The 14,002-nt window shown below is 44.6% G+C and carries 13 protein-coding genes and 1 pseudogene; 3 read left to right on the plus strand and 11 right to left on the minus strand.

Going from position 1 to position 14,002, the window contains the following annotated elements:
• The first annotated feature begins 12 nt into the window (after window positions 1-12).
• The gene (rbsK, locus tag ACKTT1_RS09700; RefSeq protein WP_369018553.1) at window positions 13-972 is read left to right on the plus strand and encodes a ribokinase; all 960 of its coding nucleotides are present in this window, start codon (window positions 13-15) and stop codon (window positions 970-972) included.
• Window positions 973-974: 2 nt separating this feature from the next.
• Here the strand turns inward: rbsK and ACKTT1_RS09705 are convergent, their stop codons facing one another.
• The 3 genes from ACKTT1_RS09705 to ACKTT1_RS09715 form a co-directional block, all read right to left on the minus strand.
• Window positions 975-1,796 carry a carbohydrate ABC transporter permease gene (locus ACKTT1_RS09705; RefSeq protein ID WP_369018552.1) on the minus strand — a complete coding sequence of 274 codons (822 nt, stop codon included), beginning with the start codon at window positions 1,794-1,796 and terminating at the stop codon, window positions 975-977.
• On the minus strand, window positions 1,793-2,665 hold the full coding sequence (locus tag ACKTT1_RS09710; RefSeq protein ID WP_369018551.1) for a carbohydrate ABC transporter permease: 873 nt from the start codon (window positions 2,663-2,665) through the stop codon (window positions 1,793-1,795). The genes ACKTT1_RS09705 and ACKTT1_RS09710 overlap by 4 nt, the downstream gene beginning before the upstream one ends.
• Window positions 2,666-2,729: 64 nt before the next feature.
• Window positions 2,730-4,139, minus strand: a complete 1,410-nt coding sequence (locus tag ACKTT1_RS09715) for an ABC transporter substrate-binding protein (protein ID WP_369018550.1) — start codon at window positions 4,137-4,139, stop codon at window positions 2,730-2,732.
• 134 nt (window positions 4,140-4,273) lie between these two features.
• Here ACKTT1_RS09715 and tcmP point away from each other — a divergent pair, with 134 nt between their 5' ends.
• Window positions 4,274-6,028, plus strand: a complete 1,755-nt coding sequence (gene tcmP / locus ACKTT1_RS09720; protein ID WP_412709434.1) for a three-Cys-motif partner protein TcmP — start codon at window positions 4,274-4,276, stop codon at window positions 6,026-6,028.
• A gap of 190 nt (window positions 6,029-6,218) precedes the next feature.
• Here tcmP and ACKTT1_RS09725 read toward each other — a convergent pair.
• Window positions 6,219-7,454: pseudogene (locus tag ACKTT1_RS09725) on the minus strand (hypothetical protein); the annotation flags it as partial.
• A gap of 270 nt (window positions 7,455-7,724) precedes the next feature.
• Window positions 7,725-9,911 carry a catalase/peroxidase HPI gene (katG, locus tag ACKTT1_RS09730; RefSeq protein WP_369018545.1) on the minus strand — a complete coding sequence of 729 codons (2,187 nt, stop codon included), beginning with the start codon at window positions 9,909-9,911 and terminating at the stop codon, window positions 7,725-7,727.
• A gap of 467 nt (window positions 9,912-10,378) precedes the next feature.
• Between katG and ACKTT1_RS09735 the strand changes: the two genes are divergently transcribed.
• Window positions 10,379-10,585 carry an FmdB family zinc ribbon protein gene (locus ACKTT1_RS09735; protein WP_369018544.1) on the plus strand — a complete coding sequence of 69 codons (207 nt, stop codon included), beginning with the start codon at window positions 10,379-10,381 and terminating at the stop codon, window positions 10,583-10,585.
• A gap of 376 nt (window positions 10,586-10,961) precedes the next feature.
• Here the strand turns inward: ACKTT1_RS09735 and ACKTT1_RS09740 are convergent, their stop codons facing one another.
• The 6 genes from ACKTT1_RS09740 to ACKTT1_RS09765 all read right to left on the minus strand — a co-directional run bounded on the left by ACKTT1_RS09740 (window position 10,962) and on the right by ACKTT1_RS09765 (window position 14,002).
• Window positions 10,962-11,186 carry a type II toxin-antitoxin system HicA family toxin gene (locus ACKTT1_RS09740; RefSeq protein ID WP_369018543.1) on the minus strand — a complete coding sequence of 75 codons (225 nt, stop codon included), beginning with the start codon at window positions 11,184-11,186 and terminating at the stop codon, window positions 10,962-10,964.
• The gene (locus tag ACKTT1_RS09745; RefSeq protein WP_369018542.1) at window positions 11,179-11,415 is read right to left on the minus strand and encodes a type II toxin-antitoxin system HicB family antitoxin; all 237 of its coding nucleotides are present in this window, start codon (window positions 11,413-11,415) and stop codon (window positions 11,179-11,181) included. Before ACKTT1_RS09745 ends, ACKTT1_RS09740 begins: the two co-directional genes overlap by 8 nt.
• 339 nt (window positions 11,416-11,754) lie before the next feature.
• Entirely contained in the window at window positions 11,755-11,940 is a 186-nt protein-coding gene (locus ACKTT1_RS09750) for a hypothetical protein (RefSeq protein WP_369018541.1), read from the minus strand.
• Window positions 11,941-11,999: 59 nt separating this feature from the next.
• Window positions 12,000-12,128, minus strand: a complete 129-nt coding sequence (locus ACKTT1_RS09755; RefSeq protein ID WP_369018540.1) for a hypothetical protein — start codon at window positions 12,126-12,128, stop codon at window positions 12,000-12,002.
• Window positions 12,129-12,135: 7 nt separating this feature from the next.
• Window positions 12,136-12,360 (minus strand): hypothetical protein, encoded by a 225-nt coding sequence (locus tag ACKTT1_RS09760; protein ID WP_369018539.1) that lies wholly within the window; start codon window positions 12,358-12,360, stop codon window positions 12,136-12,138.
• Between the two features lie 325 nt (window positions 12,361-12,685).
• Window positions 12,686-14,002: a hypothetical protein gene (locus ACKTT1_RS09765; protein WP_369018538.1), complete on the minus strand. Its 1,317-nt coding sequence runs from the start codon at window positions 14,000-14,002 to the stop codon at window positions 12,686-12,688.

The following is a 14,002-nucleotide window of genomic DNA, read 5'->3' on the forward strand; positions in this document are numbered from 1 at the left end:
AGGGAAGGAAATTTGAGCCCCAAGGAGCAAAAACCGGTAATCGCTGTAGTGGGAAGCAACATGATGGACCTTATCACCTATTACGAAAATGCTTTTCCGCGTATCGGCGAAACTGTACTGGGTAAAGATTTCGAAATTGGCTTTGGTGGAAAAGGAGCCAATCAAGCGGTAGCTGCGGCAAAGCTGGGTGCAGAGGTCATAATGGTCACTGCAGTTGGTGACGACCTTTTTGGCCCCCTGGTGCGCAAAAACTTTGAAGAACAAGGAATAAGTTCCCGTTATGTAAAGATTGTACCTGGAAAAAGCAGTGGCGTGGCTCCCATTTTCGTCGATCCTCAGGGCAGAAACAGCATCTTCATAATCCCCGGTGCAAACCACTATCTGGACCCAGAAGATGTAACCAGAGCCCGCGATGCGCTGCGCCGGGCCTCATTTTTGCTCCTGCAACTGGAAATCAAAATGGAAACCACCTATTATGCGATTGAACTTACCCGAAAACTGGGCATAAAGACCATACTTAATCCAGCACCTGCTCAAAAACTGGACTGGGAAAAGCTGCAAGGAATTTATCTTTTTGCTCCCAACGAAACCGAACTTGAGAACCTGACCGGTATATCAGTAACCTCCAAAGAAAGCATTCAAGAAGGAATCGAAAGGTTGCTTGAAAAAGGACTGGAAAATGTGGTAGTCACCTTAGGCGATAAAGGAGCCATGTTGGGCAACCGCGAAGGCTTTCAATTTTTCCCTGCCTATCAGGCAAAAAGCATAGACACAACTGGAGCCGGCGATGCTTTTCTGGGTGCTCTGGGCCTTTTCCTGGCAGAAGGAAAACCTCTTGAAGAGTCCATAGACCTTGCCTGCGCCTATGCAGCACTTTCCACCGAAAAACGAGGCACTCAGAAATCCTTTGTAAAACGCCAGGAATTCGAAGAATGGCTTGCTAACGCTTCCCAAAAAAGCGAAACCTGGTGAAATCAGCCCTTTACAGCTCCCAGGGTAAGTCCACGCACCAGATAACGCTGCAAAACGATGGCCATGATAATAATCGGCACGCTGGCCATAATGGAAACAGCCGATATTTCAGCCCATAGTATTTCGTGTCCACCAATCATCCCGGCAATGTTCACGGTGATCGGGGTTACGCGTGAACGTCCTAAAATTAAAGCAAACAAAAACTCGTTCCAGGAAAACATGAAGCAAAAAAGAGCCGTAGCCACGAGACCCGGAGCAACCAGAGGCAAAGCCACGCGAGCGAAAGCGCCAAGCCTTCCACAACCATCCACCAAAGCTGCTTCCTCAAGCTCCTGGGGCAGTTCTTCAAAGAATCCCTTCATCATCCAGACCGCAAAGGGTAAATTCACCAGAGAGTGGGTTAGAATTAGAGCCTGGTAAGTATCCAGCCAGCGCAAAAAACGGAAAAAGAGAAAAAGGGGTAGCACCGAGGCAATGGGTGGCATCATGCGCACCGACAAAATCCAGAAAGCGAGGTTATCGCCACCAATCCGAAAACGTGCCAGTGAGTAAGCTGCCAGAGAGCCCAGCACAATGGCTATCAAAGTAGTTGAGGAAGCGATAATCAGGCTATCCCGCATGCCTTTTATGCCACCCAATTTCCCACCCTGGACGTAATGTTCCAGGTCGAAAGAACGTGGTATGAAAACAGGTGGATAGGTAAAATATTCTCCCTTGTCTTTGAAAGAAGTCATAACGTTCCATATGAAAGGGCTTAACATTATAAGGAGGACAACGAAAATAGTCAGGAAAATTGCCACTTTCATTCCATCCCTGATTTTCAAGACACTTCCCTCCTTTTCCAGGAAGCAAGGAAAACATTGGCAATGATGACAATAACGGCCAGTTGGAAGTAGGCCATTGCCGAAGCATAACCCATGCTAAAGTATTTGAAACCTGTAGTATAGTTGTAAAAAGCAATAGTTTCTGAGGATTGGCCTGGTCCACCGTGAGTGAGAAGCACCACGAGGTCAAATATCTTGAAAGCATCCATCACCCGGATTAAAACAGCAATAATGATTACCGGACGCAAAAGAGGAAGCACAACTCGGGAGAAAATCGCCCAGCGCCCTGCTCCATCTACTCTCGCTGCTTCATAAAGTTCATCTGGTATAGCCTGCAATCCAGCCAAAAGAGTAATCAGCATAAAAGGTGTCCATTCCCAGATATCGGCAATGATAATCGAATAAATGGAAACCTGACTGCTCCCCAGCCAGTTTACCGGATTTAAACCCATCCGGGCGAGAAGGAAATTCAACGGACCATACTGATAGTGATAGATGATTCTCCAGATGCATCCCACCACTACCGGAGAAATCATCATGGGAAGAAGAAAGAGGGTAACCACCAGGTTTCTTCCCCGAAAATATCTGTTCAAAAGTAACGCCAGACCAAGTCCCACTAAGAATTGGGTACCCACACCAATCAAAAGCTCTAACCCGGTGTTCTTCATGGCTCCCCAGAAACGCTGGTCAGAAAAAAGCCTCAGGTAATTCCCGACCCCGATAAAAATCCTTCTTCCTCCCATACCAACGTCCCACTGGCAAAGACTGAGATAGAAGGAATAAATCAGTGGGAAAATGGAAATGGCCAGGAGGATCAAAATGGTAGGGAGAACAAAAAGAACGGCTATCCTTTTTTCTCTCCTTATCACGCCTGTCCCCTCCAAAATAAAAAGGCTGAGCGAGTTGCTGCTCGCTCAGCCTGAGTAAGCTACCTTACCACAGTCCAGCAGCTCTCCATCCGGCAACCAGTTCCTGATAAAGCTTCTTTTGCTGTTCCTTACCAAACCTGTTCAGAATATCTCGCCACGCAGCTGCGGCATCGTTGAGAGCCTGTTCAGGAGTTTTTTCTCCAGCCAAAGCACGGGTCAGCTCTACACCTAAGGTCTCTTCGTATTCTACAGTTCCAGGGAGCACCATTTCAGGATATCCCTTTTCCATATTTTTCTGCACACCCTCAAGATAAATTCGGGCATCTTCCACGTTGGCAAACATCTCATACTCTTCAGGATGCGCAAAGTGAGAATAACGATAGGGATCCAACCCGGTCTCTGCGGTGGAAACATCGTCCATGCTGGTTTCAACCGAGAGGTAATGAATCACCTGGTAGGCTTTCCAGGGATCTTTGGCTTCCGCTGCTACAGCCAGCACCCTTCCACAAGGCATGAGTGCCCGGTAATAAACTTCTCCATCTTTCTTAACACCGGGAACATGACTTACGCCGATTTTGCCAACTATTTTGGACTGATTGGGATCTGCTCCTTTTTTACCTACGCAGGGCCACTGGATTACCATGAAACAATCGCCTTCCAGGAAAACATCCTTTAGTTCCTCATAACCGTAAGAAAGAACATCCGGTGGGCAGTATTGATGAATTTGCTTGAAAATTTCCAGGGCTTTTACGCCGGCTTCAGAGTTGATAGCGGGCTCCATGGTTTCTTCGTCGAAATACACACCACCCAGGCTGGCAAAAATATTGCCCCACCAGGCAAAAATCTGATCCTTCTGGCCGTAATAGGCAGTGCCATAAAAATCGCGCTCCAGGACCTGGCCGGCAAGCTTCTCACCAGCTTTACGGGTAAAGAATTCAGCCACGTCCAGGAACTCATCCCAGGTTTCAGGAACCTTAAGGTCATACCCATATTTTGCCTTAAACGCCGCTTTCTCTTCTTCGTTTTCAAGCAAATCCTTGCGATAGTAAAGGTTTAAAACATCGCCGTCATAGGGGAGAGCATAAAGCTTACCGCTATACTTGCAGTAAAAATCCCGGTAACCAGGAGTGACGTCATCGAGTTTGGGATCCAGCTTCTGAGCAAATTCATCAAGCGGATACAACCACCCATTAGCAGCGAACTCTGCCAGAAACTTCGGATAGACAATCATAATGTCATAAGCACCGGTTGCCGCAATCAATTCCATCTTTTCTTTTTCGTAAAGCTCACCGAAGGGAACACCAATTACCTCAAGTTCTACATCAAACTTTTCTTTGAAATCCTGCGCATACCAATCGAAGGGCTTCAAGTTATGGCCTGCGTCTCCTACCACAACCAGTTTGAGCGAATAAGCTAAGGAAGCGCAACTCAAAAGAAACACCAGAGCAAGAAGCAAAACCAAAAACTTCTTCACTGCTACCCCCTCCTCATTGAGGAATTACTGCATATTTATTATAGCACTTCACCGGAACTGTGGCTTTCGAATGAAAGAAAGGAATAACTTCTGAAAATGTTATAATGAGAGAGGGAGATGAAGGATGAAGATATATGGTGGGAAATGATCTTTGGGATTTATCGAATAGACCTGCAACACAAATGAAGCTTAAAATATTGAAAAAGGTTTTTGAAGTGTGGCTCACCATCTGGAACAAGCAGAATTGGGCATCTAACGAGTGGTACGTAATAGACTTGTTTGCTGGAAAGGGTAAGTACAATGATGGAAGCAGCGGATCTCCGCTTATCTTTCTTGATGCAATTAACACCAAGGCGGAATTGCTAAGAACCGATCTGGAAATTAAGTTATTCTTGGTGGAAAAAAATAGGAATAATTATCACGCATTAAAAGTACACATTGACGATTTTCTTAATCAAAATAAAGAACTTAAAAAAAGCGTTAAATTATTCTACTTTAATAAAGATGCAAACTCAGCAATAAACGATATTATTAAGCAGATCAAAAACACTCCCAAAAACCCACTTTTTGTTCTGATCGATCCAACAGGCATTCAGCTTAAGAAAGAAAACCTTAAGAAAATCCTCGAACTAAAAAACCGTAAAGACATCCTTTACAATTACATCTTAGAGGGCGTTCGAAGAACAGGTGGTGTAGCAAGAAAAGCACTTGAAGGAAAAAGTTTAACTCATAGGGAAATAAAAACAGTGGAAACGTTTATAGAATTTATGGGAGAAGATATAGATTTTGTTAAAAAAGACGATGTAGAGCTAATGAAATCCTACTGTCAAATTTTTACGTCCGATAATATGGAAGTAGTTGCTTATGACCTGCCGTATTCGAACCGAAATGATGTCCTCTATTATTTACTGTTTGCTTCCAAGAAATCCAACATAACCAAAATAGTGAAAGATATTTATGCAAGGGAAAAAGAAAGACAACGAGGTAAAACCTTGTTTGGCGGTAAAGAGTTTTACAAAAACGCCCTCATAACGTTTTCACAAGAAATAGAATGCATCACAAGAAAATCTCTCCTATACAAAACCAAAGTTGAATATGGAGATTGGACTATAAACCACATCGTTGGTTGTAAACACGGTTGCCGGTTCCCCTGCTATGCAATGATGATGGCAAGGAAGTTTGGATGGATTAAAGATTACGAAGACTGGAGAAAACCAAAACTCGTTAAAAATGCCTTAGACTTATTAGAAAAGGAAATCCCAAAATATAAAAATCAAATTGATTTTGTCCACCTATGTTTTATGACAGATCCATTTATGTATGATGCAGAAAAAGACAGGATTATTCCAGAAATTAAGGACCTAACCCTCAAAATAATTGAACGATTAAATCGTGATGGAATAAGGGTCACAATCCTCACAAAGGGCATATATCCTGAGGATCTCCTAAACACCCAAAGATTTTCCAAAAATAATGAGTATGGAATAACCCTTGTCTCATTTAACAAAAAATTTAAAGAACAATACGAACCTTATTCATCCTTATACGAAACAAGAGTGGAAAGCCTTAAAAAACTTGCGAAAGCTGGACTAAAAACATGGGTTAGCATAGAGCCATATCCTACACCCGAATTAGACCCTGACGCTGCTCAAATCGAAAAAATTCTTGAAAAAATTCATTTTGCAAAAAAAATAATATTTGGAAAGCTAAATTACAACAAACTGGTCAATTATTGCGGTAGAAATTCGCATAACTGGAAAAATAGCCAAGAATTCTATGAAGCAATAGCCCGTAAGGTAATAGATTTTTGCAACACAAACAACATTCAATATCACATAAAAGCAGGAACACCCCTAAGCAATGAAAGCCACAGAAACATTTTCAAATAACTACGAAAATGTCCCTGCCCAACTCCTGGAATTAAAGCTGATCTATGACAGACCTATATATAAAGCAAATTAAATTTCCAAGAAAATGAGAAACAAGAAAGAGGCAAGCTTTTATGAAACCTTGCAACCCACAAAATCTGACAAACTCTCAAGGTGAAATACCACACAAAAGCTTCAAAAGAGTTATTGCTTAGACTCTGCTCATTACTCCAGATGGATTACTTTCGCTTTGCGAGCGCTCGAAACCCTCACGAATAATACTTGCAATGCGCTTACGTCGTTCGTTCAAAAAATCAAAATAATCCATACGGTACCACTCCTCAGGTAGAGCGTGATAATAGTACATCTTCTCAAGATCCTCTTTCTTAAAGCGACTTTCGAGTAAAGGTACATATTCGTGTGGAGCCTTGTCACTTATAGCAACGTTATCCTGCCACTCCACTAAGGCGTAATTGGCAACCTGGTTAACATCCCGTTTCTCTATTATTCCCACCCGCCGCAATTAATCACGGGTAAAAAGATGGTGCCGTTCCAGGGAGCTTTTGACAAAACGGAAAGCAGGATTCAACATTTATCGCACCTTCATATTTGAATAAAGTACCAATACGTCCGAAATGCAAAGAGCCGCATAATAGGTTAGTTGGGCTGTATTACGTGCTGACGCGCTGTTTAGCTCGTTGGGAAGAGTTACCTCCCAGTAGTCAGGAGTGAGCACAGCGCGCATTTCTTGCTCAAGTGCATGAATAAAGTCCTCTTTACTGGCTTTGCCACGCAATAAAGAAAGATCTTGCTCCATCCTCGTCTCAGGCGAACTGGAATAGCGTCCCGTCAATGAAGACATAAAAAACCATCGAGCCAAAAGATTTCGTAGAGTGTAATGATCTACACCAAAATCACGCTTACCAATAAGTCATAAAGCATAAGTATACACAAAGGCTGTTTGTGAAGAAATAAGACGAGGATGCACGCATCCATCCCGGTTAATAACTTGAAGAAAGTCATGCCAATTTTGAAGGTCCAAAACATACCCCTGAGCCTCACGCAACAATGCAAATTGCTGTTCACGACGTTCCACAGAAAATTCACCAGTTTGAAGGTCCTTACCACGCAATATAGAATAAACGTGCTCCAATCTGGCACGCCGAAAGGCCAACACAATACCTACTCTAAGCAGCTGATCTGGAAGAGGTTGAAAAAGGGGATTATACGGCGAGAGCCGACCATCAAGAGAATGTGTTTTAGCTTGACGAGCAAAATCCTCCAGTTCTTTACGACCATCATCCCAGAAAACCGACATCAAAGTAAGGATAAAATCCGCCTGGTTAAGAGTACGACCCTGACTGTTAATTCGCACAAAAATTTCAGAAACCTGCTCCTCGTCTGCTGAAGCCGAAATTTCGAGAGCAGTTATAGGATAACTTTCTAAAAACTTTTCATATAAAATACCGAGAATGAATAACCTTAAAACAGCTCCTAAAGCACTTTAGGACATTAGACTCAAAATTTCCAGCATTTCATAGGATTTGTCAAGTAATATTTTGTTCTTTATAAAAGTGTTCACCGTAAGCTCTATCCCAGCAAAACTTTGCATTTATCTGCTAATACAACCAATCACTCAAAAGCAAAATTCCAAAAATTCTTCCCGGGAGGGGGTCTCTCAAAAAGCCCCTCAGGAAATTTACCCAACCAAAGTTCCTCATTTAAGGTCGAATCTGTCCAGGTTCATTACTTTATTCCAGGCTGCGATGAAATCACGTACTAACTTCTCTTTGGCATCATCACTTGCATAAACCTCTGCAACCGCTCTCAGTTCGTCGTGATGCCCAAAAATCAGGTCTACCCTGGTTGCACTCCACCGCAGCTCTCCACTCTTTCGGTCATACCCTTTAAAGAGGTAACGGTAGTCATCAGCTGGTACCCATTCAATGTCCATGGAAAGCAGGTTTACAAAGAAATCGTTGGTCAAAACCCCCGGATTATCGGTCAAAACTCCATATTTCTCGTACCTGTAAGTAGCCCCCAGAACCCTCAGGCCACCTACCAGCACCACCAGTTCTGGCACGGTAAGTGTCAGCAGTTGGGCCTTATCAACCAGGAAGTATTCAGGAGTGGTGTAAACGTCCCCCTCATTAATGTCAGCAGGATCTCTGAAATAGTTCCGGAAACCATCAGCGAAGGGTTCTATCTCTTTATAGAACTCTACATCAACCTGTTCTTGCGAAGCATCTACCCTACCCGGTGTAAATGGAACCTGCACGTTGAAGCCCGCTTTCTGCGCAGCAGCTTCTAAAGCCGCACAACCACCAAGCACTATCAGGTCAGCTAAAGAAACTCGCTTTCTGGAACCCTTTTTCTCCTGCTCCTGATTGAATTCCTGCTGAATTTTCTCATAGGTAGCAATTATGTCTTTCAACTCATCCGGGTGGTTTACTGCCCACTGATTCAAGGGATATAGCCTGATTCGTGCTCCATTGGCTCCTCCCCGACGGTCAGAATTGCGATACGTTGACGCTGAAGACCAGGCAGTATAAACAAGCTGAGGAATACTCAAACCCGAAGCAAGCACTGTCTTTTTGAGTTCAGCCACATCGGTATCATCAATCAGCTCATAGCTACGCGCGGGAAGAGGATCCTGCCAGATAAATTCCTCTTCGGGAACGTAAGGACCAGCATAACACGCTTTTGGACCCATATCACGATGAGTAAGCTTGAACCATGCCCGGGCAAAAGCCTGTTCGAACTCCTGTGGGTTTTCAAGAAATCTCTTGGCTATCTTTGAATAAACGGGGTCAAATTTCAAGGCCAAATCGGCGGTGAGCATTTTCGGTTTGTGCTTTCTTTGCGGGTCGTGCGCGTCAGGGACGATTGCCGGACTATCTTTGGCAACCCACTGGTTCTTGCCGGCAGGGCTTTTTTCAAGTTCCCACTCGTTTTCTAACAGAATGCGCAGATACTGAAGCCCAAACCGGGTTGGTGTGGGTGACCAGATAACCTCAAATCCTGAAGTAAAGGTATCAGGGCCTTTACCGCTTTTATAACCGTACTTCCATCCCAATCCCTGGGATTCAATGGGCGAAGAGCTGGGGTCTGGACCAAGGTGCTTATCTGGACCTGCACCGTGACATTTCCCAAAGCTGTGGCCACCAGCAATGAGCGCCACCGTCTCTTCATCGTTCATGCCCATCCTGGCAAAAGCAACCCTGATTTCTTTGGCAGATTCAACCGGGTCTGGATTCCCTCCTGGACCTTCTGGGTTTACATAGATAAGGCCCATCTCAGTAGCGGCATAGGGTCTTTCAAGTTCTCCTCCTCTGAAGCGCTCTTTCCCGGTAAGCATCTTTTCTTCAGGTCCCCAATCCGGACTTTCATCGGGTTCGTAAATATCCTCTCTGCCCAAAGAGAACCCAATTATCTTCACACCCATATCCTCAAGTGCTACAGTTCCAGCCATGATGATTAAGTCTGCCCAGGAAAGTTTTCTGCCATATTTTTTCTTAATCGGCCAAAGTAACCTTATGGCTTTATCAAGGCTGATGTTGTCAGGCCAATTAATCCGGGGTGGAAAGCGGATACTGCCGTCCCTCGCTCCACCTCTTCCATCATGAATCCTATAACTTCCAGCGCTGTGCCAGGCCAGACGGATAAAAAGAGGGCCATAGTGCCCAAAATCAGCCGGCCACCAGTCCTGAGGCGTCTTCATGAGCTCCTTCAGGTCCTTGATGACGGCATCAACATCCAACCCCTCCACTTCCCTAAGATAGTTGTAGTCAGGGCCATAGGGATTGGAGTTGGGGCAATTCTGGCGGAGAATTTTGAGATTTAATCTGTTTGGCCACCAATCGGTAAGCCATCTTTTCCTCGGTTTTACCTTCCGCTCTTCCACAATGCATCCCTCCATTTTCAAGTTTCGCTTAAAACATCTCCTTTTAAAACACTCAACTGACCGGCAAGTTCAAAACACAACGTAACCGGATATAAAAGTTCCCTTGTGCCAATACCACCTCCTTGCAAATATTAAGCACAAATTCCTTTCCAGAATTCCCGATAACGCAAAAAATCAAAAGTAGCCACAATCTGGAAGCCCATAAAGGTTTTCCCGTCAACAACAAAAACTCAACAAAATATTCACTGCAGAACAAAAGAAGAACGCTCGAAAACTCACTTTTTGCTTCTCAAGGTGAGAATTTAAAATAATTATTGTAAAACCTGCGCAGCGTCAAAAACCGACGCTGGATGCTGGCGAAACCCATTTTTCAGCAAAAATTCGGACAACCCCCCTACCGGGGGAAGAATTTTTCCTTTTTTCGGTTTTAAATAGAAAATAAAAACCTACAGAAAGGGGAGAAGGCAATGCCAACTTACGAGTATCGTTGCAAGCAGTGTGGAAGTTCTATGGAAGTTAAAGCCTCGATTGAAGAGAAAGAACGGGGTCTTGACCTCACCTGCCCTCAATGCGGGAGCAAGGAGCTCACTCAGGTATTTGGAGGTTTCATGCTGGGTTGTTCCCCAAAAGGCGGCCACAGCGGAGCTTTCGGCGGCTGCTCTTGCTGCTCGTAAAAAACTGCCCCAGAAAACCCCAAGAAAGCAGGTTTTCCGGGGCTAATCCTTGCTCAAATACTAACTGCGTTCCCATTTTAATACTTTCCGGCCATACGATGCATCCTGCCATAAGCGCATAGGTAGCTTTTTCCCCAAAAACAGAAAGGTTTGAAATCTGAAAATCTCCTGCACTCACTACAGTTTAAACTTTCCGCTAACCCACCCCAACCTGATTAAAGCTTCAGAGATGATTGTAAAAAGTAAACACTTTTACTTCTAAAAAAATCTTTTGCTGAGTGTCAACATTTCAGACATACTCTAAAGATAGACGAAGCCCAGAAGTGAAAACGTGGCAAATTTGAGTGGAATAAAAACATACATCCCTGTTTTGGACTCATAACAAATTTTTCAGTTCTTCTCTGGTGATACCTGCTTGCTTCAAAATTTCGAACAAGGTGCCTTTTGGCAAATCCTTTTTGTGCCGGGGAACAGTAACTCTTCTTTTCGTCTCCGGGTGATAGTAAATATGGTGGCTTCCCCTCACTCTATCCAGCACAAACCCTTTCTTTTCAAGGATCCTGATAACTTTTTCAGGGGTGAGTGATGGGAAGCTATGCATGGGTTTCCACGGTTAACATGTACTCCAGGGTCCCTTCTTCTGTCGGTATTTCTTCCCCATGTTCCCGCAGGCTCTCTACATAGAGTTCTATAGCTTCCCTTGCCATTGCTATCGCCTCTTCTATTGTTTCACCATAAGTAACACACCCTGGAAGAGAAGGAACTACCACTGTGTAACCCCCTTCCGGCTCCCTTCGAAGCAAGACGCGATAACTTAACCTCAAACTCATCACCTCTTTATCCACTGAATATTCCACTGAATATGAGCGCTCACTTCTCCAGTAACTACTATTGTCCTCTACCCAAAGACTTCCTATTTAGGGTAAGCTTCCTCTATGCTCGAGCCAGTGTTCTACAAAACTATACTCCAAAGCATAAACTAACACAATCTCTCCTGCTTTAGCCAATTGCCTGCACCACTTTCACCCGTACCTCGTCCCGGAGCTATTCTCTCCAAAATCCAGTGGCTCAATACCCATCAGCTACAACATATCGGAGTACTTCCCAAAGGCAGCCAGAGGCTTTGGCGGCTGCTCTTTATAGCAAGCGAAAAAGCGCCACAAAGCAAACTACAACCTACCAACGCCTACCAGTACCCCGACAGTAACGGCAAACGCCCGTGCCATAGCACCAGGGACAGGGATCCTTACTGTGCGGCCTTCCGTAACCAGAGTAATATTTGAGACCCGAACCACGACAGTGGTGGCAGCGTCCGGTTCCATTGCAGGTTCTGCAAATTCTCTTTCCGTTATCATCCGAGCGACCCCAAACAAGCATGATACCACCTCCCCTGGACGCTCTTTCTTTGTCTTCATCATCTCTCAAACAAGTTTTTCTTTTCTACTAACTGCTCCCGAAAAAGCATTCTCAAACCCTGTATAAATTCAGCATCTTCCCGACTCATTTCTGCCTGCAAGGCCAGTGCCCGCAAGGTCTGAAACAAAATCTCTTCACAAAAAGAAGAGCGCTTCTCCGACAAGGTCCGCGGAGTCTCTCCTTCGCCATCTTTTCCAAGCGCCAATCATGCCTATAACCTTGATGGAAAGGAGCATAGACAGCCACAGTACACCCATTGTGTACTTGATTCTACCGGTAAGCAATGTCAATTTCTGACGTTCTGACGGAAAAGATAAAAATTTTTGTAAACCGACAGCAAGGCTCGAAGAAACGTTCACCAGCTTTTCAGATTCCTTTAGCCCCTAAAAGAGCCACAAAACAAAGCAGTGAGAAGCAGAGAAACACTTCCTTCAATAAAGAGAACGCAAGACAAAAACGACATTCAATTATAATTTTCTTTCTCGAAAAAGTATGAGGCAAAAATCCCGATAATTTGGGGCTTCAGCAAACCAGAGTAAGCGATATTGCTATGCTGGTTAAAACTGGAAAAACATAGGGTTTGGATTCTTTGAGTTATGGAATGCACTGGAAAATGTGCCGGAAGTGAAAACGTGTATCTTCAATCTGAAAAGCCGTCGCACAAAGCTTTTGCGCTAAATACCATCACTCATCTACAGCCAGGACGTCCAACCTTCGGTAAAGCCTGAGCTCTCTACCCTTCCAAGCCAGCTCAAAACCAGGGAGACCCAGCGAGTTTTCAGAGGTTATCAGATAGTCATAATTAGCAAAATCAGCGTAAAAAGAATTATTGGGATTCCTTAGTTCGGGAGTCCAGACTCTGTCCATATCTTTCCAGGAAGAAACCAGAAAAGAAGCAGGCTCCATGACCAACACTTTACCCTGTACCAATTCCTCGAGTTTGCGATACTCAGCCAGCTTCTCCTCAAGCCGGGGATAGAGATGGAAAAAGAAACCCCGGCTATCAACCACAAACCTCCCCCAGCTCAGAATCACAAAAACGCAAAGCAACAACACGTTGACCGCTTTTACCCATCCCCGCTCACCCCGCCACTCCAGCACCCCGCTAACCTGAGTTAGAAAAACTACCATCAGAGAGAAAACAGGCAAAGCAAGAATGCCCGAAAAAAGCGCACCCAACCCCCAGAGAAACCTTTTCCTTTCGGAAAGAATTGCCCACACAAAGGGTAAAAAGAAAGGCCAGAATTTGCTAAGTTCAGCAACTGTTTTTTGAAGCCCTCCCAGAGAAGCAAAATTAAAGTAGAAAGCAAAACTCTGGGAATGCAGGTCCAGAAAACCCAGCGGATTACCGTCGTAAATCCAGTAAAGAAAGGCAAGGGTGCCCAAAAGCGAAAATATAGGGAAAAAGAGCACCAGCAAAAGACCCAGCTTTTTGCTCCAGCTACCCGGAAAAAGCAGCACAATAGCCGCCAGAGCCACCATGATGCATCTGAAGCGGGGATAAGTTAAGGTGACTGCCCCCAGCAGAAAACCGCTTGCAAACAAGCAATGGGTGAGCCCCCACTCTCTATGGCGCAAGATGGCAAAAAAAGCTCCTGCCAATAAAGTAACAAAAAGAGTAAGTATCGGAGAACTGCACAGCGAAGAAAGAAAAAGCGGGGAAGTAAAAAAAGCCATAAAAAGCAGGCTCTCAAGCAGTGTGTCCTGGCCGAAGACCCAGCGTGAGGCAAAGGCCACTCCCAGAACCCCACAGGCAGAAACCACAAAGGGTGCCCCGGGAGCAAAAATAGAAAGCAGGAAAGGAAGGGTGGGATAAGTCAAAAAGAAGGTTTTAAGGTTAAAAACCCCCTCGCGGTGCACCGCATTAGCCCAGAAAGATAGGAAATAGGCCTCTGGAGACAGTAAACCCTCCCTTTGTGCCCAGAGCGCAAAAAGCGAAAACAAAACCCAAAAACTCGCCAGAAAAAGCACAAAAGCCGCAATCCTCAGGCTTTTCTTCAT

Origin of the sequence: Atrimonas thermophila (genome assembly GCF_045864955.1) — a bacterium.
Taxonomy (GTDB): domain Bacteria; phylum Atribacterota; class Atribacteria; order Atribacterales; family Thermatribacteraceae; genus Thermatribacter; species Thermatribacter velox.

Excerpts from the sequence above, each read along its gene's own strand:
- tcmP (WP_412709434.1), top strand. The coding sequence starts at position 4,274 with ATGGTGGGAAATGATCTTTGGGATTTATCGAATAGACCTGCAACACAA.
- ACKTT1_RS09735 (WP_369018544.1), top strand. The coding sequence starts at position 10,379 with ATGCCAACTTACGAGTATCGTTGCAAGCAGTGTGGAAGTTCTATGGAA.
- ACKTT1_RS09740 (WP_369018543.1), bottom strand. The coding sequence starts at position 11,186 with ATGCATAGCTTCCCATCACTCACCCCTGAAAAAGTTATCAGGATCCTT.
- ACKTT1_RS09745 (WP_369018542.1), bottom strand. The coding sequence starts at position 11,415 with ATGAGTTTGAGGTTAAGTTATCGCGTCTTGCTTCGAAGGGAGCCGGAA.
- ACKTT1_RS09750 (WP_369018541.1), bottom strand. The coding sequence starts at position 11,940 with ATGATAACGGAAAGAGAATTTGCAGAACCTGCAATGGAACCGGACGCT.
- ACKTT1_RS09765 (WP_369018538.1), bottom strand. The coding sequence starts at position 14,002 with ATGAAGAAAAGCCTGAGGATTGCGGCTTTTGTGCTTTTTCTGGCGAGT.